This is a genomic window from Halorubrum trueperi (assembly GCF_042662525.1).
Lineage (GTDB): Archaea > Halobacteriota > Halobacteria > Halobacteriales > Haloferacaceae > Halorubrum > Halorubrum trueperi.
The window spans coordinates 175,891-202,201 of sequence record NZ_JBHSXI010000009.1; the positions used below are offsets into that span (position 1 = coordinate 175,891).

26 protein-coding genes are annotated in these 26,311 nt (G+C 67.4%); 12 read left to right on the forward strand and 14 right to left on the reverse strand.

Annotated features, from left to right (window positions below):
• Positions 1-449: 449 nt before the first annotated feature.
• The 4 genes from ACFQEY_RS08505 to glyA all read right to left on the reverse strand — a co-directional run bounded on the left by ACFQEY_RS08505 (position 450) and on the right by glyA (position 3,663).
• Positions 450-1,448: an ornithine cyclodeaminase family protein gene (locus ACFQEY_RS08505; protein WP_379767166.1), complete on the reverse strand. Its 999-nt coding sequence runs from the start codon at positions 1,446-1,448 to the stop codon at positions 450-452.
• A gap of 80 nt (positions 1,449-1,528) precedes the next feature.
• A complete protein-coding gene (locus ACFQEY_RS08510; RefSeq protein ID WP_379767169.1) occupies positions 1,529-1,750 on the reverse strand; it encodes a DUF8015 family protein in 222 nt (73 codons plus the stop codon).
• A gap of 149 nt (positions 1,751-1,899) precedes the next feature.
• Positions 1,900-2,310, reverse strand: coding sequence for a DUF3054 domain-containing protein (locus tag ACFQEY_RS08515; protein WP_379767172.1), 411 nt, complete (start codon positions 2,308-2,310; stop codon positions 1,900-1,902).
• A gap of 105 nt (positions 2,311-2,415) precedes the next feature.
• On the reverse strand, positions 2,416-3,663 hold the full coding sequence (glyA, locus tag ACFQEY_RS08520) for a serine hydroxymethyltransferase (protein ID WP_379767175.1): 1,248 nt from the start codon (positions 3,661-3,663) through the stop codon (positions 2,416-2,418).
• Positions 3,664-3,893: 230 nt separating this feature from the next.
• Between glyA and tbsP the strand changes: the two genes are divergently transcribed.
• The 3 genes from tbsP (at position 3,894) to ACFQEY_RS08535 (ending at position 6,919) form a co-directional block, all read left to right on the forward strand.
• Positions 3,894-4,706, forward strand: coding sequence for a transcriptional regulator TbsP (gene tbsP / locus ACFQEY_RS08525; RefSeq protein WP_379767178.1), 813 nt, complete (start codon positions 3,894-3,896; stop codon positions 4,704-4,706).
• Between the two features lie 69 nt (positions 4,707-4,775).
• Positions 4,776-6,473, forward strand: a complete 1,698-nt coding sequence (locus ACFQEY_RS08530; protein WP_379767181.1) for a YcaO-like family protein — start codon at positions 4,776-4,778, stop codon at positions 6,471-6,473.
• A gap of 107 nt (positions 6,474-6,580) precedes the next feature.
• Positions 6,581-6,919 carry a cupin domain-containing protein gene (locus tag ACFQEY_RS08535; protein WP_379767184.1) on the forward strand — a complete coding sequence of 113 codons (339 nt, stop codon included), beginning with the start codon at positions 6,581-6,583 and terminating at the stop codon, positions 6,917-6,919.
• 98 nt (positions 6,920-7,017) lie between these two features.
• Here ACFQEY_RS08535 and ACFQEY_RS08540 read toward each other — a convergent pair whose 3' ends face one another.
• Positions 7,018-8,001, reverse strand: a complete 984-nt coding sequence (locus ACFQEY_RS08540; RefSeq protein ID WP_379767186.1) for an HFX_2341 family transcriptional regulator — start codon at positions 7,999-8,001, stop codon at positions 7,018-7,020.
• Positions 8,002-8,903: 902 nt separating this feature from the next.
• On the opposite strand from ACFQEY_RS08540, the gene ACFQEY_RS08545 reads away from it, so the two are divergent.
• The 5 genes from ACFQEY_RS08545 to ACFQEY_RS08565 all read left to right on the forward strand — a co-directional run bounded on the left by ACFQEY_RS08545 (position 8,904) and on the right by ACFQEY_RS08565 (position 12,750).
• Positions 8,904-9,671 (forward strand): IclR family transcriptional regulator, encoded by a 768-nt coding sequence (locus tag ACFQEY_RS08545; protein ID WP_379767189.1) that lies wholly within the window; start codon positions 8,904-8,906, stop codon positions 9,669-9,671.
• Between the two features lie 284 nt (positions 9,672-9,955).
• Positions 9,956-10,723 (forward strand): haloacid dehalogenase type II, encoded by a 768-nt coding sequence (locus tag ACFQEY_RS08550; protein WP_379767192.1) that lies wholly within the window; start codon positions 9,956-9,958, stop codon positions 10,721-10,723.
• A complete protein-coding gene (locus tag ACFQEY_RS08555) occupies positions 10,720-11,139 on the forward strand; it encodes an acyl-CoA thioesterase (RefSeq protein ID WP_379767194.1) in 420 nt (139 codons plus the stop codon). The genes ACFQEY_RS08550 and ACFQEY_RS08555 overlap by 4 nt, the downstream gene beginning before the upstream one ends.
• Before the next feature lie 187 nt (positions 11,140-11,326).
• Positions 11,327-12,406, forward strand: coding sequence for an aminopeptidase (locus tag ACFQEY_RS08560; RefSeq protein WP_379767197.1), 1,080 nt, complete (start codon positions 11,327-11,329; stop codon positions 12,404-12,406).
• 59 nt (positions 12,407-12,465) lie between these two features.
• Complete coding sequence (locus tag ACFQEY_RS08565; RefSeq protein WP_379767200.1) at positions 12,466-12,750, forward strand: amphi-Trp domain-containing protein; 285 nt, start codon at positions 12,466-12,468, stop codon at positions 12,748-12,750.
• Positions 12,751-12,770: 20 nt separating this feature from the next.
• Here ACFQEY_RS08565 and ACFQEY_RS08570 read toward each other — a convergent pair whose 3' ends face one another.
• Entirely contained in the window at positions 12,771-13,331 is a 561-nt protein-coding gene (locus tag ACFQEY_RS08570; protein WP_379767203.1) for a response regulator, read from the reverse strand.
• A gap of 1,005 nt (positions 13,332-14,336) precedes the next feature.
• Between ACFQEY_RS08570 and pan2 the strand changes: the two genes are divergently transcribed.
• From pan2 to ACFQEY_RS08585, 3 genes are all read left to right on the forward strand, one after another.
• The gene (gene pan2 / locus ACFQEY_RS08575; protein WP_379767206.1) at positions 14,337-15,560 is read left to right on the forward strand and encodes a proteasome-activating nucleotidase Pan2; all 1,224 of its coding nucleotides are present in this window, start codon (positions 14,337-14,339) and stop codon (positions 15,558-15,560) included.
• Between the two features lie 138 nt (positions 15,561-15,698).
• Positions 15,699-16,244, forward strand: a complete 546-nt coding sequence (locus ACFQEY_RS08580) for a pyruvoyl-dependent arginine decarboxylase (protein WP_379767209.1) — start codon at positions 15,699-15,701, stop codon at positions 16,242-16,244.
• A gap of 70 nt (positions 16,245-16,314) precedes the next feature.
• A complete protein-coding gene (locus ACFQEY_RS08585) occupies positions 16,315-16,692 on the forward strand; it encodes a DUF5811 family protein (RefSeq protein ID WP_379767212.1) in 378 nt (125 codons plus the stop codon).
• Positions 16,693-16,705: 13 nt separating this feature from the next.
• Here ACFQEY_RS08585 and ACFQEY_RS08590 read toward each other — a convergent pair whose 3' ends face one another.
• The 8 genes from ACFQEY_RS08590 to ACFQEY_RS08625 all read right to left on the reverse strand — a co-directional run bounded on the left by ACFQEY_RS08590 (position 16,706) and on the right by ACFQEY_RS08625 (position 25,471).
• Positions 16,706-17,602: a M14 family metallopeptidase gene (locus tag ACFQEY_RS08590; protein ID WP_379767215.1), complete on the reverse strand. Its 897-nt coding sequence runs from the start codon at positions 17,600-17,602 to the stop codon at positions 16,706-16,708.
• An 89-nt stretch (positions 17,603-17,691) separates the two neighbouring features.
• The gene (locus ACFQEY_RS08595) at positions 17,692-18,552 is read right to left on the reverse strand and encodes a mechanosensitive ion channel family protein (RefSeq protein WP_379767218.1); all 861 of its coding nucleotides are present in this window, start codon (positions 18,550-18,552) and stop codon (positions 17,692-17,694) included.
• A gap of 157 nt (positions 18,553-18,709) precedes the next feature.
• Complete coding sequence (cofG, locus tag ACFQEY_RS08600; protein WP_379767221.1) at positions 18,710-19,873, reverse strand: 7,8-didemethyl-8-hydroxy-5-deazariboflavin synthase subunit CofG; 1,164 nt, start codon at positions 19,871-19,873, stop codon at positions 18,710-18,712.
• A gap of 54 nt (positions 19,874-19,927) precedes the next feature.
• The gene (gene cofC, locus ACFQEY_RS08605) at positions 19,928-20,704 is read right to left on the reverse strand and encodes a 2-phospho-L-lactate guanylyltransferase (RefSeq protein WP_379767224.1); all 777 of its coding nucleotides are present in this window, start codon (positions 20,702-20,704) and stop codon (positions 19,928-19,930) included.
• 16 nt (positions 20,705-20,720) lie between these two features.
• Positions 20,721-21,899, reverse strand: coding sequence for a tubulin/FtsZ family protein (locus ACFQEY_RS08610; RefSeq protein ID WP_379767227.1), 1,179 nt, complete (start codon positions 21,897-21,899; stop codon positions 20,721-20,723).
• 160 nt (positions 21,900-22,059) lie between these two features.
• On the reverse strand, positions 22,060-22,956 hold the full coding sequence (locus ACFQEY_RS08615) for a complex I NDUFA9 subunit family protein (protein ID WP_379767230.1): 897 nt from the start codon (positions 22,954-22,956) through the stop codon (positions 22,060-22,062).
• 91 nt (positions 22,957-23,047) lie between these two features.
• Positions 23,048-23,917, reverse strand: a complete 870-nt coding sequence (locus ACFQEY_RS08620) for a universal stress protein (RefSeq protein WP_379767233.1) — start codon at positions 23,915-23,917, stop codon at positions 23,048-23,050.
• Positions 23,918-24,094: 177 nt separating this feature from the next.
• Positions 24,095-25,471: a hemolysin family protein gene (locus tag ACFQEY_RS08625; protein ID WP_379767237.1), complete on the reverse strand. Its 1,377-nt coding sequence runs from the start codon at positions 25,469-25,471 to the stop codon at positions 24,095-24,097.
• Positions 25,472-25,652: 181 nt separating this feature from the next.
• Here ACFQEY_RS08625 and tmk point away from each other — a divergent pair, with 181 nt between their 5' ends.
• Positions 25,653-26,246: a dTMP kinase gene (gene tmk, locus ACFQEY_RS08630; protein WP_379767240.1), complete on the forward strand. Its 594-nt coding sequence runs from the start codon at positions 25,653-25,655 to the stop codon at positions 26,244-26,246.
• The last annotated feature ends 65 nt before the right edge of the window (positions 26,247-26,311 follow it).

Below are 26,311 nucleotides of genomic sequence, written 5' to 3' on the forward strand. Positions count from 1 at the left end.
CATGAAGCCGGCGCTTCGCGCCGGCGACACCGCAACGAGGGATCGCGAGCGACCGAGTGAGGAGCGTGGTTCGAGAGAGCAAGCTCTCTCGTCATCGCCGGAAATCGTTGATTTCCGGCTAGCAGTCAGAACGCTTTGCATTCTGACGACATCGCCGGACTACGTCCGGCTAGCAGCCAGAATCCGAAGGATTCTGGCGACATCCCGAAAATCTCCGATTTTCGGGCGACAGCGAGCGTGCGCCCGCCTCACGGCTGGGGCTTTGTGAGTGTTCACCGCGCTGTCAACGATTTATAAGCGAGCGACTGGGACTTTGTAAGTGTTTACCTCACCCTCAATCATTTATAAGCAAGCGGCTGGGGCTTTGTGAGTGTTCACCGCGCCAGCAACGACTTATAAGCGAATGACTCCGACGTTAAACAAGCATATCGGCGAACTAAAACTGCAGCCTATCGTCCCGTGAGCGCCTCGCTCGCGGGCGCGAAGTCGATCGTCTCGCCGCGCCCCTCGTCGTTCGCTCGCGTATAGAGCATGTGCGCGGCGGCCACGGTCTCGATCCCGGTTCCGCCGGAGTCGAACACCGTCACCTCGTCGTCGCTCGTCCGACCGGGGTGCTTGCCCGCGACGACCTCCCCGAGGTCGGCCGCGACGTGATCCTCGTCGACCAGTCCGGCCGCCACCGCCGCGAGGAACGACCCCGCGTCCTGTCGCACTCGCTTTCGGATGTCGGGGACGTACGTGGCGCGTGCGATCAGCTCGGGCGGCAGTTCGTTCTTCTCCGGATTGTACTGGCCCATCGCCGTGACGTGGGTCCCGGGCTCGACGTCGGCGTCGTCGATAACGGGGTCGCTCGCGTTCGTCGCCGTGATCACCACGTCGGCACCGGCGACGGCGTCGCTCGCGCTCGCGACCGCCGAGACGTCGGCGGCGAGACGATCGTCGAACGCCGACGCGAAGGCCTCGCGGTTGTCGGGGGTCGGCGAGAAGACGCGCACCGCCTCGAACTCGCGGACGGTCGCGGTCGTCGCGAGCTGTCCGCCGGCCTGCGCGCCGCTGCCGATCACGGCGATCTCCGTCGCGTCCTCCCGGGCGAGCGCGTCGACCGCGGTCGCGCCCGCGGCACCCGTCTTGAACGGGTTCATCGACGCGCCGTCGAGGAGCGCGAGCGGCTCGCCTGACTCGGCGTCGAAAAGCGGCGTCATGAACCACGCGTCGCCCGCGCCGAACCCGGCGGAGTAGGTGTATCCGCCCATCGCGCCCGTCTCCGGGAGGAGCGCGGCGTACGTGGTCAACATCCCGGCCGGGTCGGGGTTGTACAAGAGCGTCCGCGGCTCCGCGGGCGCGCCCTCACCGATCTGCCGGTACGCGTCGCGGACCACGGCGACGTAGTCGGCGTGGTCCGCGAGGTCGTCGACGTCGGCGCTCGTGAGAAACAGCGTCTCTGTCATATCGGACCGGTCGGTTCGAGAGACCTAAACCGTACGGGAAAGCGAAACGCGGAGCGAGACGCGACGCCAACCCGAACCGGTCAGTCGGCGCTGTGACTCGTCTGCGATCCGCCTGGGGACGAGCGGATGTCGACGCCTGCTGGTGCTCTGACGAACATCGCGTGGGCGATCAGCGCCCCGGCGACGAGCGCGCCCCCGGGAACGGCAACCGACAACGACAGCCCGGCCAGATTGAGAACGGCGGTCACGCCGATCAGGGCGACCGGGATGAGCCCCAGAACGTAGTCGTAGTACCCAGTCATATCCACGTAACACTACTACAAAATGTCCCTTAAATTTTTCTCTGGGTTCGCAGTTACGCCCGTTACAACCATGGCGAAGTCATACATAACTTATGAACACGCGATCTTCGTCTCGCGAGATCGAAGAGAAATCGCAACTCGTGACCGACTTACCGGAACTTGAAGTACAGCGCGCGCCAGCCGCCGATCGCGACCGATCCAAGCACGAGCATGACCGCGGCGAACGTCGGCGCTGCGCTTCCCCTGAAGACGAACTCGCGCAGCGCGAGCCCGACGATCGCGGCGGGGATCCACGACCGGATGGCGAGCGGTATCGAGGATTTCGCGGTCTCGACGGCACCGGCCGAGTAGGCTCCGACGAGCGGGGCGACGAGGGCCCAAGCGATCAGGAACGGAGCGTACACTCCGAGCAGGTACAGGGGATTCGCCGACAGGAACTCGACCGTGCTGTGGTTGAGCGCGCCGACGGTCAACAGTACGAGCAACGCGATCACGTCGCCGACGACGAGCGGAACCGCGCCGCGGTCGAGGCGATCGGCGAGGAACGACGGGGCGTCCATACCGTCCCGTCGGGGACGCCCCTACTTTGTACGCACGGATCCGATCCGACCGTCACCGCGGTCCGCCGACGGAGACCTCGATCCGTCGGGTCTCGACCCGCCGCGTCACTCGTAGAGCGGGTGCGCTTCGCACAGTTCGACGACGCGCTCGCCGACCTCGTAGATGACGTCGTCGCTGTCGACGTTGTCGACGACGCGGTAGATGAGGTCGCCGACCTCGGCGATGGCGTCCTCGTCGAAGCCCCGAGTGGTGAGCCCGGCGGTGCCGGCCCGGATCCCGGAGGGGTTGAACGGCGAGCGCGTCTCGCCGGGGACCGTGTTCCCGTTGAGCACGATGCTCGCGGCCGCGAGCGCGTCCTCGGCGTCGCCGCCCGGCAGGTCCGGGTGCGAGTCGCGGAGGTCGACCAGGACGAGGTGGTTATCGGTGCCGCCGGAGACGAGTGAGAGACCGTGATCCTGCAGCGTCTCGGCGAGCACCTCGGCGTTGTCGACGACCGACCGCGCGTACTCCTCGAACGCCGGCTCCAGCGCCTCCTTGAACCCGACCGCCTTCCCGGCGATATTGTGCATCAGCGGGCCGCCCTGCCCGCCGGGGAACACCGCCTTGTCGACGTTGTCGGCGAACTGCTCGTCGCACAGCACGATCCCGCCGCGACCGGCGCGGATCGTCTTGTGCGTGGAGCCCGTGACGAAGTCGGCGATACCGACCGGCGAGGGGTGGACGCCCGCGGCGACGAGCCCGGTGATGTGCGCGATGTCGGCGAGGTGATAGGCGTCGACCGCGTCGGCGGCCGCCTGGATCTCCTCCCAGTCGACCGTACGCGGGTACGCGGAGTAGCCGGAGACGATGATGTCGGGTTCGAACGTTTCGGCGGCCTCTCGCAGCCCTTCGTAGTCGATGTACCCCGTCTCGGGGTCGACCTCGTACTGCTCGACGTCGTACAGCTGTCCCGTGAAGTTCGCGGGGTGGCCGTGCGAGAGGTGCCCGCCGTGGGTCAGATCGAGCGAGAGGATCTTGTCGCCGGGATCCAACACGGCGTAGTAGACGGCCTGGTTGGCCTGCGTCCCGGAGTGCGGCTGGACGTTGACGTGTTCCGCGCCCCACAGCTCCGTCGCGCGCTCGATCGCGAGCTCCTCGACCTCGTCGGCGTACTCACAGCCCGCGTAGTACCGGGCTCCCGGGTATCCCTCGGCGTACTTATTGGTGAGGACGCTCCCCTGCGCCTCCAACACCGCCTCGCTGACGTGGTTCTCGCTGGCGATCATCGCAAGCGTCTGCTCCTGTCTGTCGCGCTCGCCGGCCAGCGCGTCGGCGATCGCGGGATCGACCTCCCGAACGTGCTCGGTGTCCATATACGAACGCCGGTCCGATCGTGCATTAATCCTTGCGTAACGTCGTCGAAGGGGTTTGCGCTCAGTCGACCGGGACGCTTGCGCTCAGTCGACCGGGACGGAACGCTGCTGTCGCTCGACGAAACCCTCGATCCGATATTTTCGGGGTTCTCGGCCCGCGAACCCCCGTTGTTCACTCCCCGGATCCCGTTAATATTAAATATGTATCTGGTTTTTATTCGGCGAGATAAATGGTATCGAATTTACTGGAGGCGGACGTCGAGGCCGTTCTCGACGCCGCCTTCGCCGGTGACCACGAGGAGTTGCTCGTCGTCGATCCCTCGGCGGACACGGTCGTGTCGTTCATCGAGACGGCGATCGACCGGGACGACCTGCCCGAGATGTCGATGCTGGCCGACGAACGGGTGCTGAAAGACGTGATGGACGACTTCCTCGTCGCGTCGAAGGCCGCGGACCTCGTCGCCGACGGATCTCTCGCCCTCCGGGTGCTGCCCGACGACGTCGACAACGCGCTGTTCGTTTCCCCGTCGCGTCTCGTCGTCGTCGTGAGCGCAGACGAGCACGTCGCCGCGCTCTCGACGGACGACGAGGACTTCGTCGCCGACGTGTTCGAGACGCACCGGGCCACGTTCGAAGACGCCGAGGAATACGGCCTCCGCACGCCGGCGATCAGCCGCGTGCGCGAGACGATGGCCGCGGATATCAGTGAGGAGGCCCGCGACGACTTCGACGTCATCCTCGCATCGATAGACGCGGCCGGGGATACCGACGGACTCGACGAGGTGACCGTCTCCCTGCTCGTCGCCGCGAAGAACGACGTGCTCCTCTACGACATCTCGAAGTGGGGCGAGGATGTCGGGATCGCCTCGAAGGCGACGTTCTCGCGCACGAAGACCCGCCTCGAGGACCTCGGGATCATCGACACGGAGAAGGTCCCGATCGACGTCGGTCGCCCGCGTCTCCGACTCAAGCTCGGCGACGAGCGGCTCCGCGGCGTCGACGCCGAGGACCTCGCGGCCGCCGTCGCCGACGTGATGGGGTAACCGCCCCCCGCCGTCGTCGCCTGCGACGTCACCCGCGGCTTTTTTTCGCTCCTCCGCGTCGGTCCGGCCATGGACATCGGACTTGTCGGCGACGGCCCCGCGGTCGACGCCGTCTCCGCCGCGCTCGGCGACGTCGACGTGAACGTGATGCCCGTCGAGGCGGATCTGCTGGACGGATTCGACCTCGCGGTCGTGGTCGACACCACCGGTTCGGCGACGTTCGAGACCGCGAGCGACCGGCTCGACCGCTGGGTCGGGATCGAGGTCGGCGGACTCGGCGGCGTCCCGCTCGACGACGTCGACGCCGCGGTGACCGTCTTCGACGACGCCTGCTACGACTGCCTGCGGAAGCGGGTTGAGAGCGGCGGGTCCGAGCCGGCGGCGAGTCCGAAGGGCCGCCGATCTGCCGTGCGCTACGCCGGCGCGCTTGCCGGGAGACGAGCCATTCGGCTGCTCGCCGGCGACCCCGTCGCGGACACGGTCGTCGAGGTTCCGGGCGCGGAGCGGACCTTGCTTCCGGTTCCGGGCTGTGACTGCGGTGCCGACCCGGGAGACGCGCTGCCGCGCGAGGGCGACGGCGAGGGGCGGTCACTTGCGGCCGCGATCGACCGGGCCGAGCGCGCGGTGGACTCGCGGATCGGCGCACTCTCGGAGGTCGGCGAGCGCGAGTCGTTCCCCGTGCCGTACTACGTCGCTCGAGTCGCCGACACGACGCCGTTCTCCGACGCGCGGGCGGCCGAGTTCGGCGGCGGTGCCGCGGCCGGCTGGGACGCCGCGTTCATGAAGTCGCTCGGCGAGGGGTTGGAGCGATACGCGGCCGGCGTCTACCGAGAGACGTCGTTCACGCACGCCGCGGCCGCGACGGTCCCGAACCCGGTGACGCCCGACGCGTTCGTCCGACCCGAGACCGCGGCGGCGTACGCCCGAGACGACCGGCTCCCGTGGGTGACCGGCGAGCACCTCGCGACGGGCGACGTCGCGAGCCTGCCCGCGGAGCTCGTCCACTTCCCGCCGCCGGAAAACCGGTACCGGCCGGCGATCACGACCGGACTCGGTCTCGGAAACTCCGGGGCGGAGGCGGCGCTGTCGGGGCTCTACGAAGTGATCGAGCGCGACGCGACGATGACGAGCTGGTACTCGACCGCCGACCCGCTCGGGATCGAGGTCGACGACCCGACGTTCGCCGAGCTGGAGAAGCGGGCGCGAGCCGAGTCGCTGGCGGTGACGCCGCTTCTCGTGACCGCCGACATCGACGTGCCCGTCGTCGCCGTCGGCGTTCACCGCGAAGGGGACTGGCCGCGGTTCGCCGCGGGCTCAGGTGCCGATCTCGACCCGGTCGCCGCGGCCCGGAGCGCGCTCGCGGAGGCGCTCCAGAACTGGACCGAGCTCCGATCGATGGACGAGGACGCCGCAGCCGAGGAGGGTGCCGCGATCGGCCACCACGCCGACTTCCCCGAGGAAACACGCGCGTACTTCGATCCGGAGACGACGATACCCGCCGAGTCGCTCGGCGAGCGGGAACGCTCCGGCCCCGACGAGCTGGAGGCGGTCGTCGACCGCGTCGAGGCGGTCGGGCTCGACGCGTACGTCGCGCGGACGACCACGCGGGACCTCGCATCGCTCGGTTTCGAGGCGGTCCGGGTGCTCGTTCCCGGCGCGCAGCCGCTGTTCACGGGCGAGCCCTTCTTCGGAGAACGGGCCCGCGACGTGCCGCAGTCGATGGGGTTCGAGCCGACGCTCGACGAGGCGTACCACCCGTTCCCGTGAATCGACCGCGTGAGCTGACCGCGTTAGTCGACCGCGTGAGCTGACCGCGGACGGACCCCGATTGCCCCATCCCCCTCGCTTAAGCCGATCCCGGTCACGCACCCTCCATGGACGTGGTATCAGACGCGGACGTCGAGGCCGTCGAGGCCGTCGAGGGCGTCTTCCTCACGCAGGGAGCCGCCGGCGAGGAGACGAGCATCCAGCGGTTCGTGATCGAGCCCGGCGAGAAGGTGCCGACGCACGACCACCCGCACGAGCAGATCGGCGTCGTCACTGAGGGAACGGCCACCTTCGTCGTGGACGACGAGGACCTGCTCGTCGAGCCGGGCGACACGTACGTCATCCCGGGCGACGAACCGCACGCGGCGCTCAATCGCGGCGACGAGACCGTCGTCGGGTACGACATCTTCTCGCCGCCGCGGGCGAACCCCGACTGGCAGGACTGAGTCGTCTCGGAGCGCTTCCGATCGCGTGACGATGCCGACGGAAGGGTGACATCGGCGGCGGGACGACGACCGCGTGACCCGGTATCCCGGCCGGTCGCTCAGGCCAGATCTCGGTCGTCGCCGGCGTGCGCCCGGACCCACAGATCGCCGATCCGCGAGAGTGTCGTCCGGTAGGACTTCCCGCGCTCCTCGCGCTCAATGTACCCTTTGCCGCCGGGGCCGAGCCGGTCGACGTTGTAGATCACCTTCGAGCGGAACGAGTCGGTGTACTCCTCGTTGAGGTCGGCCGCGAGGGTCTCCGCCAGCTCGGAGACGGAGGCGAACTCGCCGTGCTCGCCGAGGGTGAACAACACGAGCTCCTCGAAGGGCTTGACGTTCTGGAAGGAGGCGACGGGCAGCTCGATGACGTGGCCGTCGCCGATGCGCTTCGCGCCGATGGTGGTGCCGCGCTCGTCGAACTCGGAGAGGAGATCCGTCGTCGTCGCGAGTCGGTCGGCGACGCGGTCGGCGTCGATGCCGGCGGACTCGATCCCGTCGTCCTCGACCAGCCCCTGGAGGAGGTCGCGGTTCGCCCGCAGCTCCTCGGCGAGTTCGGTTTCGAGGTACTTCTCGGGGGCGGTGTAGTAGGTGTGGATCCGGTCGCGGTCGTCCTGGCGCTCGACCATGATCGAGTGGGCCGCCGTCGCGAACGCGAAAGAAACCGGGCGAGGCATCGAACAGAGGTTCACCCAGACCTCGCGGTCGGCGGAGACGCCGGCGGCGCGGGCATCGTCGGCGGCGTCGGCGTCCGCGCGGTTCTCGCCCTCGCGATCCAGCTCCGCGTTGATGAGGTCGAAGGCGCGCTCGAAGGCGGCGTCGTAATCGTACACGTCGGTCAGCCGCTCGCGGACGGTCTCCGCGCCCAGCAGGTTCGTGAAGTCCTGTTCGAGCTTGCGGGCGATGTTCCGCGAGTACTCGACGTTGGCCTCGCTCCCGACCGTCCCCTCCAGGAGGATCACCCGGTCGACGTCGAACTGGTCCCGGATGAGCGGGGCGATCATGCGGTCGTAATCGAACCCGACCGGCACGATGTGGGTCTGCATATGCGGGACGGAGGAACCGGATTTAAATAAAGGGCTGTTTCCCTGGTCGATCGACTGTGCCCGACACGAGAGAGCCGACATCGACCGATCTCTGTCGATATCGCGACATCACGAGGCGAGATGCGTTCCGATCTCTGCGCGATACGGATACGCAGCTCTCGATGCGGAAGCGAAAAGCGTGTATCCGGATATCGTCGGGAACCACGTGCGAGATTACGGGAGTAAGTATGTCAATTCGGAAAAGTGGTCTTTTATAAGGGCGAGAGTGGTATTGCTGGCAGCTATTTATATATCGTTGCTGGCGCGGTAAACACCTCCAAAGCCCCAGCCGCGAGGCGGACGCACGCTCGCTGTGCTCCTCAATCGCTCGTTTCACTCGCTCTTTGCGGTGCTTACGTCGCCTGCGCCCGCCTCACGGCTGCCCCTTTGAGTCCCACCCCGCACCGCAACCGCCCCGCACCTCACGCCTCCCCAGCCTCGCCGCTTCGCGCCTTATAAAGGCGCTCGCGGCGTCCCTCGCGGGCTCTCGCCGGCGGCTTCGCCGCCGGCTGTCAGAGGGACCTTCGGTCCCTCCCTACTCGCGCCCTGTGGGCGCTCGGAGGCGCGCCACCGACTTTCTATTTATAAGTGATCGTCGTTGCCGCTTTCATCCGTTTAAATACCACGTTGCCGGCGGCAGTCTGCGATCCCTACTCCCGAAACTGTTCAAGAAGCGCCTCACTGTGCTCGGCTGGTTCGGAGAAAAATATGGCCGAAGAACAGAATCTCAACAGAGCCCAATCGGTCGAATTCTGCAACAGGTGACAGATCCATCGTCGATCCGCGCGCACTTGTTGTCGATTCGTGCGTATTCGCTCGCGATCGGTTCGGCAACTTATCTGCCTCCGCGGTGTGGGGACGGTATGGACTCCGGGGACGGCAAGCGGATCGGATCGGTCGAGCGTTCCGTTCGCATACTCGAACGCATCGTGAACGAGGACGAGGGTGGAGTGAACGAACTCGCCCGGGCGCTGGACGAGTCGCCGAGCACGGTCCACGCGCACCTCGCCACCCTTCACGATCTCGGCTACCTCGTCACCGTCGACGGCGAGTATGCGATCTCGAACCGCTTCCTGCACTTCGCGAGACACGCCCAGCACAGGATCGAAGGACTGGACGTGATCAGGGCCAACGTCGCGCGGCTGGCCGACGAGACGGGCGAGAGCGCGCAGTTCATGGTCGAAGAGCACGGGCGCGGGATATACGTCGAGAAGGCGGAGGGCGACCGCGGCGCGCCGAACGACACGCACCTCGGGAAGCCCCGGTACCTCCACATGTGCGCGTCCGGGAAGGCGATCCTCGCGCACCTCTCGCCGAAGCGCGTGGCCGAAATCGTCGACCGCTGGGGGCTCCCGGCGCAGACGGCACGGACGATCACGGACGAGGAGACCCTCTACGCGGAGCTAGACGCGATCGGGGACGCGGGCGTCGCGACGAACGAGGGCGAGACCGTCGACGGGCTGATCGCGGTCGGCGCGCCGATCCGCTCGGCCGACGGGCGGGTGATCGGCTCGCTCAGCGTCTCTGGACCGGAACATCGCCTCGCGTCGAACGGCGAGATACGCGAGCGGTACCGCGACGAGCTGCTCGGCGCGGTCGAGGACGTCACGCTCAACCTCACCTACCTCTAGCCTGCGAGTCCGATGCGACGACGGTAGTGATGCCGTCGCGGATGCACGCCGCAACCGACGCGTTCACCGATGACGAATACTTCTCGCCGAACCCGCCTGCCCGGGAGCATCCCCCTCTAGACCGATACACGAGGATCCGGGAACGAATCGACGGGAACCCGTCCGTTCGTCGTCGCTGAACGGATCACCGGCCACTCAGCCTTCGTCCGTGATTGTGGGATTTCTCAGATTTATTCCCCGAACAGTAATTTAATAACCGCTAAAGACGGTAGTATACTCACCATATGTCCAAAATTGCAGCGGAGACGCTCCGCGAGGAGACGGAAGTGCTCGCGTTCGACCTCTGGGACACCCTTCTCGACCGCGAGGCCACCCTGATCCCCGCGTTGAGCGCGTTGCTCGACGACCACGGAAGCGACTACGACCCCGAGGTGCTGCTTCGCCGGTACCTGGCGATGCACTTCCGGGACTCGATGATCGACTCGCTGATCCCGGGACCCCACACGCCCTTCAAGGAGATCAGCCGCCGCGCCCTCGCCTACCGACTCGAACAGATCGGACTCGACGTCCCCGACGAGGAGGTTCGCGCCGTCATCCGACAGTGGAAGACCCTTCAACCGTACCCGGACGTCGACGCCGCGTTGGACCGCCTGAGCGACGAGTACAAGCTGGTCGGTCTCTCGAACGGCGATCCCGACATGCTCGACGCGGTCCGCCCCAACTTCGAGACCGAACTGGACGGCGTCGTGTCGGTCGCCGACGCCGGCGCGTACAAGCCGCACCGGGCGTCGTACGACCTGACCTGCGAGGCGTTCGACGTGGCACCTCACGAGGTCGTGTTCGTCACCGCTCACACCTTCGACCTCGTGGGCGCGAAGGCGGTCGGCATGCGCGGCGCGTTCCTCAACCGGCACGAGAACCCGTACGGGGGCTGGATCCACGAACCGGACATCACCGTCCCCGACACCGGAGCGCTGGCCGACGCGCTCGCGGACGACGCGGAAGCGGACGATGCGGAAGCGGACGATGCGCTCGCGGACGACGAACCGTGAGCGAGTTCGGTTACGTCACGGAGGTTCGCGTTCGATTCGGCGACCTCGACACCCTCGGCCACGTGAACAACGTCGAGTACGCCAGGTATCTCGAGGAAGCGCGCGGCGGCTACTACGACGAAGTCGTCGGCGTCCCCTTCGAAACGCTCGACACGGTGATCGCGACGCTGCGGATCGAGTACCGCAACGAGATCACCCGCGATCAGTCGGTTGCCGTCGCGGTCCGCGTCCCGCGGGTGGGCGACTCCAGCGTGCCGATGGAGTACGAGATCCGAACGACGGACTCGGAATCCGAAGAGACGACCCTTGCCGCCACCGCGGAGACGGTCCAGGTCAATACGGACCCAGAAACCGGCGATTCCGTGCCGCTCCCGGCAGCGTGGCAGACCGCGATCCGCGATCACGAAGAATTGTGAACCGCCTCGGGACCGGCGTCGAGGGTTCCGCCGAACCTCGGAAGGGCGGTGGCACCGCGTCGCCGACCCCGACGACGTCGCCGGGCGTTTCGTCACCGAATGTTTCGTCGCCGAATGTTTCGTCGCCGAATGTTTCGTCGCTGATCGCTTCCAAAAGCGGTAATTCCCCCGAACGAGACGGTCTCGTATGGACGCACGCATCCGCGAGCACGCCGAGATCATCGCCGACCACTCCACCGGCATCGAGTCGGGCGACGCCGTCGTCATCCAGATGCCGAAGGAGGCGGAGGACCTCGCCGTCGCCCTCCACGAGGTCTGCGGCGATCGCGGTGCCAACCCCGTGTACCTCAACTACTCGAAGCGCGCCCAGCGCGCGTTCAAGCGGTCGTCCGAGGAGTTCTCGGAGCCGGGACACCGACGCGCCCTCTACGAGGAGGCCGACGTCTTCGTCATCGCGCGCGGCGGCGCGAACGCGACCGAGGACGCCGACGTCGACCCCGACACCAACGCGGCGTACAACCGCGCGATGGAGGACGTCAAGCGGACGCGCCTCTCGAAGACGTGGTGTCTCACGCAGTACCCGACCGCGAGCCACGCCCAGCTCGCCGGAATGAGCACCGAGGCGTACGAGAACTTCGTGTGGGACGCCGTCTCGCTCGACTGGGACGCACAGCGCGAGTTCCAGGCCGAGATGGTCGAGATCCTCGACGACGCCGACGAGGTCCGCATCCGGTCGGGCGAGGAGACCGATCTGACGATGGACCTGTCGGGCAACTCGACGCTCAACGACTACGGGGAGGCGAACCTCCCCGGCGGCGAGGTGTTCACCGCGCCCGTTCGCGACGGGGTCGACGGCGAGGTCCACTTCGACCTCCCGCTGTACCGCTACGGCCGCGAAATCGACGGAGTACGGCTCCGATTCGAGGACGGCGAGGTAGTCTCGCACTCCGCCGAGCGCAACGAAGACCTGCTGACCGGAATCCTCGACACCGACGAAGGCTCCCATCGCCTCGGCGAGCTCGGGATCGGGATGAACAGACAGATCGACCGGTTCACCTACAACATGCTCTTCGACGAGAAGATGGGCGATACGGTCCACATGGCGGTCGGTTCCGCGTATCCGGAAACGGTGGGCGAGGAGAACGAGATCAACGAGTCCGCCGAGCACGTCGACATGATCGTCGACATGAGCGAGGACTCCGTGATCGAGGTCGACGGCGAGGTCGTCCAGCGCAACGGGACGTTCGCGTTCGAAGACGGGTTCTAGGGCCGCTCGCGGTCGATCGGCACCCGCATTTTATCTCGTCAGGCGGCGTTCACCTAGCTATGCCCGAAGAAGTCCTCTTCGAATCGGAGAGTCGTCGGACCCGCGCGGAGATTGCCGCGTACCTCCGGACCGTTGCGGACTCGCTGGAGTCCGGGAGTGCGATCACGCTCACGCGAGGGAGCGAGTCGGTGACGATGGACCCGCCGGCGCGCCCGACGTTCGAGGTGAAAGCGGAGCGCGAGGGTCCGGTCGAGGGCCCCGGCGAGCTGAGCGTTGAATTCGAACTGGAGTGGGACGAGAGCGAAGACGGTGACGACGCGAGCGGCGACTTGGAGATCGAGTAACCTGAGTGCGCTCGGCGCGTCTACGGCGCGTTTCCGGGAACTTCGACGAACGCGTCCCGTGCGGAGAGGTGATCGAGCGTGTCGTCGACTTCCGCCCGGACCGCCTGGATCCGGTCGAGTAGTTCCTCGTACTCCTCCGTGCTTGTCGTGCCGGCCGCCTCCAACGCGGCCTTCTTCGACGCCAGCGCGAAGAACTCCTGGCTCCGCTCGTCGAACTCCGCTCGGTAGAGCAGCACCTCCACGAGCGCGAGGAGGTCCTCCTTTGAGACGGGCTTGGTCTTGTAGTCGTCGAACGGCATGTCGACGATGTCGATGTCAGGCTCGACCGCAGTCAGCATCGCGATGCGGGCGTCGTACCCCGCCTCTCGCATCTCCGCGAGCACGTCGTAGCCGGACATGTCGGGCATCCGTCGGTCCAACAGGACCACGTCGACGGAGTCGTCCATCTCCGAGAGCGCATCCTCGCCGCCCGTGGCGATCCGCACGTCGTACGCCGCGTCGAGGTACACCCGGTACAGCTCGGCGAGGTCAGGCTCGTCGTCGACCGCGAGGATTGTCCCCCGCGTCTCATCGTCGGTCATGGTCGCGAGGCCCCGACTCGCGAATCGTCCGTGAAGAGGTTCGGACCGACGCGGTCGGCGGCCGTCCGTGGGAACATATTCTGCGCTACGCAGATGTCGTGTTAAAACGTTGAGTCCCGATTATCAAGAAGGATATCCACAATCCCAGTCTGCCGTCTGCGAGGGAGATCTCCCCGGTACGATCGCGGGAGAGACGGTCGAGTTTTGTAGGGTTCCGTTGGGCTCGGTCGGATTCGGTCGAGTGGGCTCTGTTGAAATCCTCATCGAGAGACGCATTTGGGCCCGATTTCGCTCAGTGGAGGAATCGTGGTGAGCGATTCCGGGAGTAGGGATCTCATTGTGTGGGGTGATCGTTTATACGTGAATGAGTGGTGTTGCCGGCGGCTGTTTATATATCGTTGCTGACGCGGTGAATCGTTGTGTTTCTGGTGTTGATCGCTTATAAGTGGTTGACTGCGCGGTGAACCTCTTCAAAGCCCCAGCCGCTCGTTTATACGTGATCGTTGACAGCGCGGTGAACATCTACAAAGCCCCAGCCGCGACGACTCGATGCGCTCGCTGTGGTCCTCGTCGCTCGCGTTGCTCACTCCTGCGGTCCTTGCTTCGCGCGTCTTCGTCCTCGCGGCTGCCCCTTTGAATCCTCCTGACCGTAACCGCACCGCAGCCTCACGCCTCCCCAGCCTCGCGGTTCGCGCTCACCGAGCGCTCACCGCGTCCCTCGCGGGCTCCTTGCGCCCTGTGGGCGCTCGGAGGCACGCCACCGCCTCGATTACTTATAAGCAATCGTCGCTGCCGTGTTTTCTCTTTTAAATACTACGTCGCCGGCGGCGGTCTGCGATCCCCACTCCCGCAATCGATCAAGAAATCCCGCTCAGTGATCGGCTGTTTCAGAAGAGAACATATCTGAAAAAGGGGATTTTGACAGGGCCGTCGAGGGATATCGGAACGAAGCCGTACCGTGACCCAAAGGCACATTTACGCGCGCATCTTATCGGCCAGCAAGAAATGTCTCACAGTCCCTCATTGCCCGACCGTCCTCGTCTGGAGCTCGATCCGGAGATGAGCGATACGGAACGGCTCGAAGCGATCCGTCAACATTATCAGCGGATCCTGCAGGTGAACGACGAGCTGGAGGATCGGCTCGACGACGCACAGAATCGTCGTGGCGATCTGAAGGCCGACGTCGACGAGCTGAAACGGGAAAACGAGGTGCTGAAGACGTCATCGCTGTACATCGCCTCCGTCGAGGAAATCACCGAGGACGGCGTCGTCATCAAGCAGCACGGCAACAACCAGGAAGTGCTGACGCAGGCGTCGACGCGGCTTGACGGCGACCTCCGCCCCGGCGACCGCGTCGCGATCAACGACTCCTTCGCGGTCCAGCAGGTGCTCGACGACGAGACCGACTCCCGCGCGCAGGCGATGGAAGTCACCGAGTCGCCCGACGTGGAGTACGCAGACATCGGCGGGATCGACGACCAGATCCGGGAGGTGCGCGAGGCAGTCGAGGACCCCCTGGAGAACCCCGAGCAGTTCGAGACGGTTGGCGTCGAGCCGCCGAGCGGCGTCCTGCTGCACGGCCCGCCGGGCACGGGGAAGACGATGCTCGCGAAGGCCGTCGCCAACGAGTCCGACGCGACGTTCATCAAGATGGCGGGCTCCGAGCTCGTCCGGAAGTTCATCGGCGAGGGGTCCCGGCTCGTCCGCGATCTGTTCGAGCTCGCCGCCGAGCGCGAGCCGGCCGTCATCTTCATCGACGAGATCGACGCGGTCGCGGCCAAGCGAACGGACTCGAAGACCTCCGGCGACGCCGAGGTCCAGCGGACGATGATGCAGTTGCTCTCGGAGATGGACGGCTTCGATGACCGCGGCGAGATCCGCATTATGGCCGCAACCAACCGCTTCGACATGCTCGACGAGGCGATCCTACGCCCGGGACGATTCGACCGGCTCATCGAGGTTCCCGAGCCCGATGCCGAGGGACGCGCGCGCATCCTGGAGATCCACACCCAGGACATGAACGTCGCCGAGGGGACGGACGTCTCCGAGGTCGCGGCGGATCTGGAGGGGTACAGCGGTGCCGACATCGCCTCCGTGGCGACGGAAGCCGGGATGTTCGCGATCCGCGACGGCCGCACGGAGGTCGCACAGGCCGACTTCGAGGCGGCCCGCGAGAAGCTCCAAGACGCCGATGACACCGACGAGCGCGTCATCAATTACCAGTACTGATCGCCCACAGCCGCTTGCGTATACGCGAGCGCTCGGAGGCGCACCACCGCGATCCCTTATAAATGATCAGCGCCGTACGGGTTTTGACGCGGCATCGGTTCGTAACCACTTAGCGCTCCGGCGGTCGAGTCTGGATCGATGAACACCATCCACGTCGCCGGCGGCGTCGGCGTCGCCGACACGGCGATGGCCTCCTACGACGCCGCGCTCGCGGACGCGAACCTCCACAACTACAACCTCGTTGCCGTCTCCTCCGTAGTCCCCGCCGAGGCGACCGTCACCGCGGTCGAGGAGGTCCCCGATCTCGGACCCGCCGGCAACCGCCTCACCGTGGTGGAAGCCCGGCGCACGGTGGGCCCGAAAGACGAGGTCGACTTCCGCGAGGGCGGCCGCGCCGGCGCGGAGGACGCGTCGTCGACGCGCGCGCCCCGACGTCGACCCGACGTCGCCGCCGGCCTCGGGTGGGCCACCGGCCCGGGTCCCGGACTCTTCTACGAAGTGACCGGCGAGGACCCCGACGACGTCCGCGAGCGCATCGAGGCTGGGCTCGACGCGGGCGGGGAACTCCGCGACTGGGACCTGCCGGCCCGGGAGATCCGCGTCGAGAGCGCGGCGGCCGAGCCGGACCGGTACACGACGGCCGTGGTGATCGCCGCGTACGGCGAGTCGGAGTCCGCGCTGTGACGGCCCCGACGACGGTATCGCCTCCGCCGACGCCTTTTTGAATCGCGTCCGCGTACCCAGTCTGTCTTCGATGAACGGCAATAACCCGTATGCCGGGGCACCGGGTATGACGAACGCGGGCGAGCCCGCGGCCGTCGACCTCTCCCCCGATCAAGAACGGCGTCTCCGGCGCGCGGTAGCCGGAATCGTCTCGCGAACCGAGTCGTATCTTCCGGACAGCTACGCGGTCGGATCTGAGCTGTCGGTCGGCACGAACGGCCCGCAGGCGACCGTCGCCGTGAACCCGCCCGCGGGTCATCCCGTCTCGGCCGGATTCACGCCGGATCCCGACGAGCTGGACGCCGGAATCGCCGACGCCGACACCGACGAGGTCGCTCGCGGGCTCGCCGCGAGCGCCGCGATGCAAGTCATGGACGCGGTCGGCGACGTGACGCCGACTGCGAAGTGAACGCACGTCCCCGCTACTTCGCCGCTTCAGTCCGCTCTTCATCGTCCTTTCCGTCCCGGAGTTTCCCAGTCGGTTCGATCCCGTCCCGCGTGTCCTCGTCCGAATCCGGCGGTTCCATCGTCCCGCTCACCCGGCCGTAGATGCCGAATATCTCCTCGTATCCGTGCTCGCTCGCGAGGACGGGGACGACGCCCGGTTCCTCGACACGGTGGGTGTACACGTCGTCTTCGGCGAACACCGCTCCCTCGGGGATCGCCTCGAAGTTGGCGTAGTGAACGCGCGGCTCGCCGCCCCCCTTCGGTACCTCCTCGTCGCCCTCGACGACTGTGACCGTCGAGAACGTCGGCGGCTCGTCGGCGAGCGCGCCGTGTGCACGGAGAAACGCCAGACACGTCTCGTGGCCGAATGCGACCGCCTCCTCGCTCCCCTGGAGGCCGACCTCGATCGAGACGGTGTGGGGAACGACGGAGTCGAGGGTCGTCCCGCGCAGCCCGCTCGAATCGAGGACGTACTCGACGGGCATCCCGGTCACGCTCCGCCGCACCGATTCGGTCGGATCGCTGTGGATCGCGAACGGCGGCGGTGCGCTGTGTGAACTGTGGAGCGCGAGCACCGCGTCCATCCCGTCGAGTTCGGCGGCGAGCCGCGGTGCGAGCGCGCGCTCGTACTCGTCGCTGTCGGCGTCGCCGGGGAACACCCGATTGAGGTCCGCGTCGGTGTAGCGCGTTCCCGCTTCGAGCGCCGGTTCGTTGGCCACGATCAACCGAACGCAGCCTGTCCCCGCTCCCTCTTCGTCGAGTTCCGCCGCGAGTCGTCTGACGATCCGCTCGCCGGCGGGCTCGTCGCCGTGGATCCCGCCGACGATCGCGACGCGGGCCGGCCCGGCCGACCCGCGTTCGATCGTTTCCATGCGCCCCATACGAGATGGTCCCCTGATAAAAGGTGGCCGTTCTACCGGGGCGCTTTTCGGTCCGCAAGGCGGCCACGATCCCCGATACGCTACTCGTCGTCGGCGACCGACTCGATGACCTCGACGCTGCCGGTGAGCTGCCGGTGGACGTACGGCATGTCGATGCCGGCCTCGTCGAACGCCTCCTTCACGGCGGTGACGTACTCCGAGCGCACGCGGACGAAGTCGCCGCGGTCGGGCTCGTCGATCCACCAGCGCGACTGAAGGCCCACCGCGGAGTCGCCGAGTTCGACCACGCGGACCGAGGGGGCGGGGTCGTCGAGGATCTCGCCGTGCGCCTCCGCCTTCTCGACGATGATGTCGGTCGCCTGCGCGATGTCGTCCTCGTAGCCGATGCCGAAGACGAACTTCTGGCGAAGCGTCTCGTAGGCGACCGGGTTCGTGACCGCGTTGTTCGCGAGGTCGCCGTTCGGCACCGTGATCCGCTCGTTGTCGAACGTTCGGACCCGGGAGACTCGCAGGTCGATGTCCTCGACGCGACCCGCGTTACCGTTCCACTCGATCCAGTCGCCGACCTCGAACGGCTTGTCCTTCAAGATGAACACGCCGGCGACGAAGTTCCCGAGTAAGTCCTGCGCCGCGAAGCCGACCGCCAGCGCGATCGCGCCGCCGAAGACAGCGAACGCCGAGAGGAACGCGCCATACCCGGCGATCGTAAAGCCGATCGCGACCGCCGCGACCCACACGACCGCGTTCGCGACGCTCGATGCGAGACTCCCGACGGCCTCGTCGAACCCGCGCGATCGGACGGCCCGCTCGACGGCTGGTATCGCGACGACCTTGCCTATCAACAGCACGGCCACGAAGCCGGCGACGAACAGGAGCACCGTAACGAGGATCCCGGCGAGCGTCGCCGCCACCCCCGTCAGTCCGAACTGTAGTGGTACCATCACTCCAAACTTCGGGAGAGTATATAAAGAAACTACTGACTTCGCGGTTGTGTATCTCCGGTCACCGTCTGTGGTGTCCCGGCCGGTGCCCGCCCACCGTGTTCCGGTCGGTGCCCGTGCGTCGGGTTTCGGTCGGTCGCTGTCTCCCGTGGCCCGATCAGTCGCCGCGGACCGCGAGCGGTCCCTCACCGCGGGCGACCCCGCGGAGCCGGCGGCCGTGGGCGTCCTCCCGACTGATCCGCTCGCGGATCGCCGGCGGGAGCCACGCGGTCCTCCCCGTCGGCGACGGGGCCGGCTCGACCCCGCCCGGTCGAACCGCTCCCGGGAGGTACCGGGCGTACGTCGGGAGCCGCTCTCGGAGCGGCATCCCGCCCGCGTCGGCGACCGTCTGAAGTCCGTCGAGGTCCGGCCACGCGTAGTCCGGGTTGATGTAGTCGTCCGTTACGGGGGAGACGCCGCCGAGGTCGTCGACGCCGCAGTCGACGAGGTCGGCGGCAGGCGAGAGGTTCGGCGGCACCTGTACCGACACCTCGGGCGGGAGGGCGGCGCGCGCCATCGCGACGACCCGGCGCATCGTCGCGAGGTCCGGCTTCGCGAAGTCAGACCGCTCGTTCGGCACGACGTTCTGGACGATCACCTCCTGGACGTGGCCGTGTCGCTCGTGGAGCTCGCGGATCGCGAGCAGGCTCTCCGCGCGGTCGCGCCAGTCCTCGCCGATGCCGACGAGGATCCCCGTGGTGAACGGCACCCCCTGCCGGCCCGCAGCCCGGATCGTGTTGAGCCGCTGGCCGGGGGTCTTCCGGCGGCCGCCGCCGTGTGCGTCGACGTCGGCGGTCGTCTCCAGCATGACGCCCATCGAGGCGTTCACCTCGCGGAGGTCGGCGAACTGCGCCTCGGTGAGGTCGCCGGGGTTCGAGTGCGGGAGCAGCCCCTCCTCCAAGGCGATCTCGCAGGCACGGTACAGGTAGTCGTGGATCGACGAGAACCCCCACTCGTCGAGGGTTTCGTGGATCCCCGCGTACCGGTCGTCCGGCTCGTCGCCGAAGGTGAAAAGGGCCTCCGTGCAGCCGGCGTCCGCGCCGACGCGACAGCGCCGCCGGACCTCCTCGGGCGACAGCAGCGACGCCTCGCCGGGGACGTCGTAATAGGTACAGTACGTGCAGGTGTACCGGCACGCGGTCGTCAGGGGCACGAAGACGTTCCGGGCGAAAGTGAGCCGCTCGGCGGACTCGACGTCGTCCGGCGTCACCGAGAGCAACCGCTCGACGCGGTCCGCGTCGATCGCGAGATCGACCCCGTACTCCTCGGCCGCCGTGAACACGTCCGCCCCTCGCGGCCGGGCCTCAAAAAGGATCGCGGTCGCGGCCGGGCCTCGTCACGTTCCGTCGGATCGTTCCCGGTCTTCGTCGGATAGTTCCCGCTCGATGCCGACGCGACCCTCGGACCCGTCGAGTGCGAAGCCCGCGTTCCGTAGCCATCGAGCGGCCTCGCTCTGGGGATCCCCGTCCGCTCCGTCGTCATCCCCTCCGGCGTGGATCAACAGCTCCGCGAGATCGTCCGGCTCGTCCACGTCGCTCGCGAGGCGGTGTGAGTCGACGACGCGGACCCTCGCGCCGAGCTCCGCGGCTATCCGGCGATGATCGAGGTAGGAGGCACCGTGGTAGTCGACTCGAAATTCGGGGTGGTCGACGACCAGTGCGTTCGTCCCGCCGCCGCGGCCGGGCGCGATCGCGACCGCCGCCGCCTCGTCTGACTCGTCGGCACCGTCGACGGCGTCGAACAGCTCCGTCAACGCATCCGGTGTCGCGAGCGCGAGATCCGCCATGACGACCGCGACGGGATTCGGGTCGTTGACGTCGCTTGCCTTCCCACCGGCGTCTCCGAGCCGAGCGTCGAGCGCCGCGTTGACCGCGGCCGTCAGTGGTCGGTCGTCGACGATCACCGGCACTCCGAGGTCGTCGTCATCCGAGCCGGCACTTTCGTCAGCGACCTCGCCGGATGCGAGCACCCGGGGCTCGCCGCCCGCGGCCTCGATCGCGTCGAGCACGTCACGCAGCATCGCCCTCGCGAACGCCGACCGCTCGGCGGGAGTCAAGACTGCGGAGAGCCGGGACTTGGGGCGGTCGGTCGAGAACGGAACGAGAACCTCCATCGGAGGGAGCGGCCGTCTAGAACAGGGACTCCAGTTCGTCGCCGTCGTCGCTGACGAGGTCGTCGAGGTTCTCGTCGCTCTCCTCGCGGATTTCGTCGAGGTTGTCCTGGGCCTCGATCGCGACCTGCTGGAGCTCCTTGATCCGCGGGACGTTGGTGACGCCGGCGAGCAGGATCACGGTCGCGACGAAGCCGGCACCGCGGTACGGGTAGTCACCGCCGCGGACCTCCATCGAGCCGGTCTGCTCTTCGAGCCACTTCCGGCCGCGCTCAATACCCTTCCGATTGAGGTACTCCGGCGGTCCCGCGAGCACGAGCAACGCCCGCTCGGCCCCTTCGATTTCACACGGGAGGGTGAGCCGACCCAGCGCCGCCTTGCGAACGAGGCTGGTGATCCGGTTGGTCGTGTGCGCGCTGTCGAGCTCGTCGCCGCCGTCGTCGTTTCGGAGCCGGGAGAGGAGCCCGCCCGAGGTACGCTCTTCGACCTCCTCCTCGGCGTACCCGACCGTGGAGACGCCGCCACCGGAGAGGGTGTTGATGATCTCCGAGGAGTCGACGACGCTCTCTGCGACCTCCTGGCCCTGCTGGATCTCGCCCGCGCCGAACAGAATGCCGAACCGCCGGACGATCTCCTCGTTGATCTCGGCGTAGCCGCCCTGAACGGACTCGCCGGTCTTCCGCCACGCGTCGTTGTCGAACACCATCAGGTTGTCCACCTCGCGGACGAACGTCTGGAACGACCGGGCCGCGTTCAGGGTGTAGATCCCGCCCTCGTCGCTGCCCGGCAGAATTCCCAGCCCGTAGACGGGCTCGGTGTAGATCCGCTTGAGGTGTTTCGCGAGTACCGGCGCGCCGCCGGAGCCCGTACCGCCGCCGAGTCCGGCGACGACGAGGAACGCGTCGACCTCGTGAACCGGGATCGAGTCGATTGCACCCTGCACCTCGTCGATGTCCTCCTCGGCGATCTCCGCGCCCAGTTCGTTGTCCGCGCCGACGCCGTGTCCCTTCACCCGGGACTGCCCGATGAGCACGCGCTGGTCCTCAGAGATGTGCTCGAGTCCCATGAGGTCCGCCTTGGCCGTGTTGACCGCCGCGGCCGCGCGGACGATCTCCGAGCCCGTCCGCTTGTCGTACTCCAGGAACTTGTCGACGACTTTCCCCCCCGCCTGTCCGAATCCGATCATTGCAAGTTTCATCGTGTGCTCCCTCCGCCTTTGAAATGAACAGAACGTGATCTAGTATTTAAACCTTCGGTTGACGTTACCAGCCCTGAGATCCGAGCGGTTGTCAGGAACGGCTGAGAACCGCCCGCTTCGATCGCTCGATAGGCGACCGGTCTCGCTATTTTCGCCCCCATCATTCCAGCCCCAGGTGTGCCGCGAGAGTGGTCATTTCGCCGGGAGCGACCCCGAACGCGCCGACGTCGTTGTCGGCGGTCGTGTTGTCGAACCGCAACGATCGGTACTGGTCCGGCCCCATCGGGAACCCCGGGACCGCACCGAGCACGGTGAGCCCGATCCGCGCGAGCGGCATCGGCAGCGGGACGATGGTGACGTCGGTCCGCTCCGCCTCGTACACGAGGTCGGTCACCTCGCGCAGCGTCAGCACCTCTGGGCCGCCGATCTCGTACGTTTCGCCGACGTGTTCGTCGTCCTCAAGCGCCGCGACCAGCATCGGGACCAGATCCCCGACGTGGATCGGTTGGAATCGGGTCTTCCCGCCGCCCGGAAGCGGGTATAAGGGCAGGCCCGGCGCGAACATCCCCTTCAGTCGCTTGGTGAACGAGACGAACTCGCCGCCCTCGCCGAAGACGACGGACGGGCGGACGATCGTCCAGTCGAGCCCGCTTTCCCGGACGATTTCCTCCGCCTCCCCCTTCGCCCTGATGAACGCCGTATCGCCATCGGGGTCCGCGCCGAGCCCGCTCAGTTGGACGAATCGATCGACGCCCCCCGCCTCGGCGGCCCGAACCAGATTCTCGGTGCCGCCGCGGTGGATCCGGTCGTGCATGACGTTTCCTCCCTTCGGCTCGAACAGCGGCGAGAGGGCGACGAGGTTCACCACCGAGTCGTGGCCGTCGACAGCGTCGACGATCGAGTCGTAGTCGGTGACGTCCCCGATGGCCGCCTCGACCCCGTCGGGCGTGTCCTCCGCAGACCGGGAGAGGGCCGTCACCTCGTGCCCGCCCTCCGCGAGCGCGCGGCAGAGGTGCGACCCGATGAACCCGGTTCCGCCGGCTACCAACACTTTCATGCACGTCGTATCGGACGGAACGCCCGTAAACCTACCGCGGCGTCAGACGCGGGGATGACGGGCGTTCGGACGGTGGGAATCGCGATCCGGATCAGGTCTCCTCGCCCGGGTCTGGAACCGTCAGCACCGGAACCGGAACGGTCCGGATGGTTCGCTCGGCCACGCTCCCGAGCAGGAACCGCTCGACGCCGGTCCGCCCTTGCGTGCCCATCGCCACGAGGTCGACGTCGTGTTCATCGACGTAGGATCGGATCCCGCGGGCGGCCGAGGTCCCCACCTCGACTGTCTCGATCGTCTCCGCGCCCGCGTCAGCGGCCCTTTCTGCAGCCTCTGCGACGGTGTCTTCCGCTCCGCTCACGAGCGCGTCAACCCCCGAGTACGCCTCGCTCCCGACGGTACCGATATCGACGACGGAGAGCACGTGAACCGTCGCGTCCGCCCGGGAGGCGAGGGCCGCGGCGCGGTCGAGCGCGGCGTCGGCGGCCTCGCTCCCGTCCGTCGGGACGAGAATGTCTCGGTAGGGGTACCGCGCCCGCTCGCCGTCCGGTCGGAGGCTGAGCACCGGGACGGTCGATCGCCTGAGGACGCGCTCCGTGGTGCTCCCGAGGAGCAGGCGATCGAACCCCGTTCTCCCCCGCGTCGACATGGCGATCAGGTCGATCCCGTACTCTTCGGCGTACGCGACTATCGTCTCCGCCACCCCGCCCTGCAGGACTTCGGTCGCGGTCGCAACCCCGCGATCCGCGGCCCGATCCGCGGCCGTCTCGACGAACTCCTCTCCCTCGCGTTCGAGGACGTCGACGACTTCCCCGCCGATCCGCGTGACGCTGTCGTGCGTCGTGTCGGCGACGTTGAGGACGTGGACGGTCGCCTCGTGGTCCGACGCGACGTCGAGCACGTGATCGAGCGCCTCTCCCGCCCCGTCGCTCCCGTCCGTCGGGAACAGAATCTGATCGAACATACGGCCACCGTCGCCCCGGTTCGATAAAAAGGCCCGCGCCAGTTCTCCCCGCGTGCGGCAGGCGCTACGGCTTCCGCCTCCACCGCTCCCGGACCGACGCTTCGGATCCCACCGACGCTTCGGATCCCACCGACGCCTCGTCTCCCACTGTCGTCACTCGTCCCCCACCGTCGTCACTCAGCTCCCACCGTCGTCACTATCGTCTCCTCCCTCGCCCTCACTGTCTCCGTCGGCGTCGCGCTCGGCGGCCGGTACGTCCACCCGGACCGTCGAGATCCGGGCACCGTCGACCGCCGTGACTTCGAACCCGTACCCGTCGATCTCGACGGTGTCTCCCGTTTCCGGCGTTCGACCGAGCCGGTCCAACACCAGCCCGCCGAGCGTCTCGTAGCCGTTCCCGTCGAAGCTGGTCCCGAGGGTGTCGTTCACGACCGACAGGGAGACGGAGCCGTCGGCCTCGTAGGTCCCCTCGTCCTCCTTCCGGATCGTGTGCTCGCCGCGGCCGGCGTCGAACTCGTCTCGGAGGTCGCCAACCAGGGCCTCGACGGCGTCCTCGACGGTGGCGATCCCCTCGAAAGCGCCCCACTCGTCGACGACGGCGGCCATCTGGCGGCGCTCGGCGCGGAACTGCACGAGGAGGTCGCTGATCGAGGTCGTCTCCGGAACCACGATCAGATCGCGGGCGAGATCGCCGGCGGTGACCGACTCGTCGCCCGCTTCGCCGGCGCGCAACACGTCTTTCACGTCGACGAACCCGACGATCTGGTCCGCGTCCGCGTCGGCGACGACCGGGTAGCGGGTGTGCTCCGCGTCGAGCACGGTCGCGCGGATCGTCGGAAGGTCGGCATCGGCCGGGACGCTCACCACGTCTGGTCGGGGGACCATCACCTCGCGAACGACCGTGTCGTCGAGGTCGAAGACCCCCTCGATCATGTCGACCTCCGCCGCGTCGACGTGACCGGCGTCGCCTGAGCGCGCGAGCACGCGACGGATCTCTCGTTCCCCCATCGTCTCGTCCGTCTCCGAGGCCGGCGGGACGCCGATGGCTCGGGTGAAGCGGTTCGCCGCGCCGTTGAACACGACGATACCGGGCGCGAACAGGTAGTACGAGAGCTTCATCGGCGGGGCCAACACCGAGGCGACCCGCTCCGCCTGCGCGATGGCGATCGTCTTCGGCGCGAGCTCGCCAAACACGACGTGGAGGAACGTGATGACGCCGAACCCGATCGCGAACGCGACGAGGTGGACGAGGCTCTCGGGCAGCAGCGGTCCGAGCGCCGGTTCGATGAGCGCGGCCACCGCCGGCTCGCCGATCCATCCGAGCCCGAGGGACGCGATTGTGATCCCGAGCTGTGTCGCCGCGAGGTAGTCGTCGAGGTTGTCCATCACGTCCTGGAGCGCGCCCGCGCCGGCCCGTCCCTCCTCGACGAGCTGCTCGACCGACGTCGATCGGACTCGCACGAAGGCGAACTCCGAGGCGACGAAGAAGCCGTTCAACACCACCAACACGAGCGCGGCGACCACCCGTGTGACCGAGAGCGCGACGTCTACCATCCGCGCCTCCGGCGCGAGAAAGCGATTCGAGACCGATGTCGAGGGTCGGCGACCATACCCGCGGTTCGACGCGGGGGCACAAAAAAGCGAGTTCGACGCTCGGCGGGTCCGAAACGCGAGTTCGACGCTCGGCGGGTCCGAAAGCCGGGTCGTTTATTCCTCCGCGCGTCGGAGCGCGACCATGCTGATCACGCTGGAGGGGCTCGACGGGAGCGGCAAGACGACCGTTTGGACGGCGTTACGCGACCGCGTTCCCGACGCGACGTTCACCCGCGAGCCGACCGATAGCTGGTACGGCGAGGCGGTGGCTCGCTCGATCGCGACGGACGACGCCGACCCCCTGGCGGAGCTGTTCCTCTTGACCGCCGACCACGCCGACCACCTCTCCGGGACGGTCGAGCCGGCCCTCGCCGACGGAACGACCGTGATCTCCGACCGCTACTCCGACTCGCGGTTCGCCTATCAGGCGGCCACGATCGCGGCGAGCGACGTCGACGTCGAGCGGCCGCTGGCGTACATCCGCGAAATTCACGCCGCCTTCTCGCGACCGCCGGACGCGACGATATACCTCGATATCGACGCGAAGACCGCCGCCGAGCGGTCCGGGCGCACGAACAAGTTCGAGCAGGACGGCTATCTCGCGTCGGTCCGCGAGAACTACGAGCGGCTGATCGACGCGGAGCCGGACCGGTTCCACCGAGTCGACGCCACGCGGTCGCCGGAGGAGGTAGCCGCGCGCGTCGGCGACCTCGTGGCTGATCTCACCGAGAATTGAGGGCCTCCCCGGTTCATCTCGCTTCCCCGTTCCACCTGTTGCGGCGTCGACGTCGGTCCGAATCC